Origin of the sequence: Streptomyces sp. S3(2020) (assembly GCF_013044505.1) — a bacterium.
Lineage (GTDB): Bacteria > Actinomycetota > Actinomycetes > Streptomycetales > Streptomycetaceae > Streptomyces.
Map to the genome: position 1 here is coordinate 1 of NZ_JABERD010000388.1, position 4677 is coordinate 4677.

At 67.2% G+C, this 4677-nt stretch carries 8 protein-coding genes; 6 read left to right on the forward strand and 2 right to left on the reverse strand.

Annotated features, from left to right (window positions below):
• The 5 genes from HLK59_RS48255 to HLK59_RS48275 all read left to right on the forward strand — a co-directional run.
• Positions 1–788 (forward strand): response regulator transcription factor (locus tag HLK59_RS48255; RefSeq protein ID WP_240983073.1); only part of this gene is annotated, 788 nt, incomplete at its 5' end.
• A 119-nt stretch (positions 789–907) separates the two neighbouring features.
• Positions 908–1060 carry a hypothetical protein gene (locus HLK59_RS48260; protein WP_171148033.1) on the forward strand — a complete coding sequence of 51 codons (153 nt, stop codon included), beginning with the start codon at positions 908–910 and terminating at the stop codon, positions 1058–1060.
• Entirely contained in the window at positions 1060–1653 is a 594-nt protein-coding gene (locus HLK59_RS48265; RefSeq protein ID WP_171148039.1) for a pilus assembly protein TadG-related protein, read from the forward strand. The genes HLK59_RS48260 and HLK59_RS48265 overlap by 1 nt, the downstream gene beginning before the upstream one ends.
• Positions 1654–1687: 34 nt before the next feature.
• Positions 1688–2269, forward strand: coding sequence for a hypothetical protein (locus HLK59_RS48270; RefSeq protein WP_171148034.1), 582 nt, complete (start codon positions 1688–1690; stop codon positions 2267–2269).
• 8 nt (positions 2270–2277) lie between these two features.
• A complete protein-coding gene (locus tag HLK59_RS48275) occupies positions 2278–2910 on the forward strand; it encodes an OmpA family protein (RefSeq protein WP_171148035.1) in 633 nt (210 codons plus the stop codon).
• Between the two features lie 64 nt (positions 2911–2974).
• On the opposite strand, the gene HLK59_RS48280 is transcribed toward HLK59_RS48275, so the two are convergent.
• Entirely contained in the window at positions 2975–3448 is a 474-nt protein-coding gene (locus HLK59_RS48280) for a carboxymuconolactone decarboxylase family protein (protein WP_171148036.1), read from the reverse strand.
• Between the two features lie 174 nt (positions 3449–3622).
• Between HLK59_RS48280 and HLK59_RS48285 the strand changes: the two genes are divergently transcribed.
• Positions 3623–4318, forward strand: coding sequence for a class I SAM-dependent methyltransferase (locus tag HLK59_RS48285; protein WP_346780002.1), 696 nt, complete (start codon positions 3623–3625; stop codon positions 4316–4318).
• 52 nt (positions 4319–4370) lie between these two features.
• Here HLK59_RS48285 and HLK59_RS48290 read toward each other — a convergent pair.
• Positions 4371–4677, reverse strand: a 307-nt coding sequence (locus HLK59_RS48290; RefSeq protein ID WP_171148037.1) for a DUF192 domain-containing protein, incomplete at its 5' end; no start/stop codon positions are given.

Here is a 4677-nt window from a genome sequence, read left to right on the forward strand (position 1 = left end):
ATCCCCACCCCGGCGCGAAGCAGCCACCGCCCCACGACCCGTTCGAAGACTTCCCGCCGCCCGCACCACCGACCGCCCTGCGGGTCGTGGTGGCGGACGACAACCCGGTGGTCCGCGCGGGCCTCACCGCGCTCCTCTCCGGCCGCGAGGACATCACGGTCGTCGCGGAGGCCGCGGACGGCCGCCAGGCCTACGAGGCGGCACGGGCCCACCACCCCGACGTGATCCTCCTCGACGTCCGCATGCCGGGTGTCGACGGCCTCTCGGCCCTCCCGCACCTGGTCCAGATCGCCCCGGTGGTGATGCTCACCTACAGCAGGGAGACGGAGATCGTCCACGAGGCCCTGCGCCGGGGCGCCGGCGGCTACCTGGTCCACGGCGAGTTCACCGCGGACCAACTGGTCGACGCCGTACGGAACATCAAGAACGGCCGGGCCCACTTCACACCGACAGCGGCGGACGCGTTGGTCGCCAGGCTGCGCGGCACGGAAGGGGATGCGATTGCACACGAATTTGCTACCCGTAACCCCAAGCCCCCGCTGATTTCTGCGAAAAGACTTTCGCAACTGCAACCAAGTGTGGGACAGTCTGACAAGTCGCGGTTCCAACTGAGCGCAAGGGAGGCGGAGATCATGGACCTCATCGCATCCGGCATGAACAACCAACAGATCGCCGCCACCTGCTTCATCAGCGAGAAGACCGTCAAGAACCACATCAACCGCATCTTCGCCAAACTCCACAGCACCAGCCGCGCCGAAGCCGCCGCGAAGTGGCTAGGGGTGACCTGACATGACAGCTGGGGGGAAGCAAAAGCGGAATTGGGCCCGCAGTTGGGCCCTGGGACCCTCCGCAAACACGACTGCCACCTCATACGTTGCCCCCACCACGGACAACGGAGGACAACGCCATGCGGAACTGGAACGACGAGGGACAGACCGCGGTCGAGTACCTGGGGATCATCGCGGTGGTTGTGGCGATCGTGTTGGCGATCACGGGGACGGACATTGGCGAGCAGATCTTCGACGCGATCACCGCGAAAATTCAAGAGGTCATTGGCTGATCAGGCGCCGCAAGGGCGGCGACGCAGGGCAGGCCTTCCCCATCTACATCACGGTGGTGGCGGGCCTGCTCTTTCTTGCGTTCGCCTACCTTGCGGTCGGCCAGGCCGCGGCGAACCGTAACGGTGCCCAGACGGCAGCCGACGCGGCGGCGCTCGCGGCTGCGCAGGACCTTCGGGACCAACTCGCGGGCAAGTGGGTTGAAGCCGTACTCGATCCGGCCAAGTGGCAGGACATCTTCGACGGCAATGCGCCGGGCGTCACGCTTTCCTGTGGGAGGGCAGGCCAGCTGGCGGCGCAGAACGCGGCTCACGTACAGGGCTGTGACCCTGATGCTCTGAGCTACACGGTCGAGGTCGAGAGCGACGAATCCGTGGGCGATTCCATAGTCCCGGGTACGGAGGGCATGTACGCGAAGGCGTCTGCCAAGGCGGTGGTCGAGCCCCTGTGTACGTTCGAGCTTCCGGGTGCGGACGCCGGAGACGATGTACTGCCCCAACTCACCTGTGAGGACAGGAACTGGGACTTGGATCCGGACGATCTCACCGTCCTGCCGGAACCCGAGGATCTCTTCGACGTCCATCTGGCCGACTGACAAGCGAACGACGAGGGATGAAGGAAGCGGAGTCATGAGCATTCGGTTCACTACGAAGGCCCGCAGGGGGATGGTCGCGCTGACTGTTGCGGCCGGGTTGGCTCTCGGCGTGGCCGGCTGCGGTGGCGGGGGCGACGACGACAAGAAGCCCGAGGCCTCGGCTTCGGCGTCCAAGGGAGCCGGGTCGGATCCGAGCGCTCAGGAAGGCCAAGAGGAAGCCCCCTTGGCCGAGTTGAAGGGGCCCGACGGATTGCTGCTCGAGGTCACCTCTGCTCAGAGGGATGCGGGCGGCTTCGTCACCGTCAACGGCAACTTGAAGAACGACGGAGCCAAGTCCGTTGTCGTGCCGGCCGGACTCAGGGGTGACGAAACCGAGATCATCAGGCACGGCAGGTCATTGGGTGGAGCCACCCTCGTCGACTCGGCCAGCAAGAAGCGCTATTACGTGCTCCGCGACACTGATGGTCGCCCGCTCACGACCACGGACCTCACCTCGCTGAAGGCCGGCGAGTCAGCCCCCGTCTTCATGCAGTTCCCGGCACCCCCCGCCGAAACGACCGAGGTCACCTTCCAGCTGCCCACCTTCGCCGCCGCCACCATCACCATCTCCGGGTGAGGCCCCACATGACCCTCACCCCACCCCGCCTCGCCCTGACCCTCACCGCCGCGTCGGTCATGCTCGCCACGAACCTGTTCGTCGCGACGACAGCCGAGGCCGACGAAACCCCCAGCGTCCCTCCAGGCACCGAAGCCACCGCCGCGGCCCCCGTGAAGGTGGACGCCAACGACCCCGACCTGAAGCTCCCCGAGGGCGCCACGTTGGCCGAACCCAAGGTCCTGGACATCAAGCAGGTCGTGGAGGACCAGTCCGGCGAGGAACGCCGTGAGGACACCAATGCGGACGTCAAGTTCGCCCTCCAGGCGGAGGTCCTGTTCGGCAAGGACAGCGCGAAACTGAGCGGCGAGTCGAAGGCCCGTATCGCGGCGATCGCGGACGAGATCAAGAAGCAGAACGCGACGAAGATCCGTGTCTTCGGCTTCACGGACAACCTGGGCTCCTCCGCCCACGGCGACGTCCTGTCGAAGCAGCGGGCAAACGCCGTACAGGACGTCCTGGAGAGCGAACTGAACGACGCGAACATCACGTACGAGGTGCGCGGATACGGCGAGCAGTACCCGATCTCCGACAACTCGACGGAGACCGGCCGCAAGAAGAACCGACGGGTCGAGGTCTCTTTCCCGCGTACGGAGAGCTGAACGACGAGCGCGCCGGGGAGGGGAACTCCCCGGCGCGCTCGATGAACAGCCGACTGTCGTTCGGTCAGCCGAACATGCCGGGCTGGTAGTCACCGGCGGGCTGCTGGAGGATGACGTTGAAGCGGTTGTAGAGGTTGATGAGGGCGATGGTGGCGATCAGCGCGGCCAGCTGCTCCTCGTCGTAGTGCTTCTGGGCGTTCGCCCAGACCTCGTCGCTGACACCGCCGGCCCCGTCGGCGATACGGGTGCCTTCCTCGGCCAGCTCCAGCGCGGCCCGCTCGGCGTCGGTGAACACGTTGGCCTCACGCCAGGCGGCGACGAGGTGGAGGCGCTGGTGGGTCTCACCGGCGGCGACCGCGTCCTTGGTGTGCATGTCGGTGCAGAATCCGCAGCCGTTGATCTGGCTGGCGCGGAGCTTGACGAGCTCCGCCGTCGAGTGCGGCAGAGTCGAGTCCGCGACCGCCTTGCCCGCCGAGTTGACGTACCGGATGATCTTGCCGGCGAGCGGGTTACCGAAGAGGTCGAGGCGGGCTTCCATGGTGAGCTCCTGTGGCGTTGGTGTCGATGCCTACACCCCGTAGACGGAACGACCCCACCCAGATGTGACACCCCTGAATGTGACGCGCGTCTCGTGGGGCGCCGAGGTACTCCCTCCGGGTTGATCTGGCGCGGGCGAGGGATCCCGGAGGCCCACCGTGGAGAGGTGTCCGGTGTGGATGATCAAGAGCTGGAAGAGCTGGAAGAGCTGGAAGAGCTGGAAGCGTCGGAAGATGCGGCGACGGTGTTCGACGCACTGGGAGCCCGTTACGAGCAGGCCTTCGAGGGCCTGGCCGGGCAGCGGGCGGCGCTGCGGTGGCTGACGGCGCGGCTGCCGCGCGGGGCCAGGGTCCTGGACGTCGGCAGCGGCACGGGCCGGCCGGTGGCCGAGGAGCTGGTGCGCGCGGGCTGCGAGGTGACGGGGATCGACGTGTCACCGGCGATGGTCGAACTGGCACGGACGCAGGTTCCGGAGGCGAGGTTCGAGCTGGCCGACGTACGCACGTACGAGGCACCGCCGTACGCCTTCGACGCGGTGTGCGCGTTCTTCCCGCTCCTCATCATGTCCCGAACGGAGGTGGAGTCGGCCCTGGACCGCATGTGCGGCTGGCTGGCCCCGGGCGGCCACCTGATCATGGCCACGGTCCCCGGCGACTACAGCGACGTGGAACTGACGTGGATGGGCCACCGGGTAACAGTCAGCAGTCTGACCGGGGACGAGTACGAGCGCCGCCTGCGAGCCCAGGGCCTGGAGATCCTCTTCACGGAAACCTCCACCTTCAGCCCCTCCGGCCCCCACCCGGCCCTCGAACACCACTTCTTCTGCTATGCCCAGCGCCCGAGGAGACCAGGTGAGCGCAGCCACGGGTGAAACAGATCTGCCAATCACCGACGCACTCGACCCAAGGCCGAGGCCGACGCCGTCACCCGTCGCGGGTCACAGTCACCCTCGCCCCGGTCCGCAGTCCCCACCCGGCCATGGCCCCGGCCTCCGCCTCCAGCACATGCCGGGAACGGAGCCGGGGCCGCCCCAGTCGTCCCGGCCGCATGGTGCGCACGGCGATGACGACGAGGCGGCGATCGAGGTAGGCGACATCGATGGGGATGCGCATACGAAAGGTGTGCACGCTGTTGGCGGGCGACAACAGGATGGCCCCGTCGACGGAATCCCGCCCCAACAGCCCTTTGGTACGGGCCCGATAGGAGCCGGCGATCTCCAGAGGGACGGAC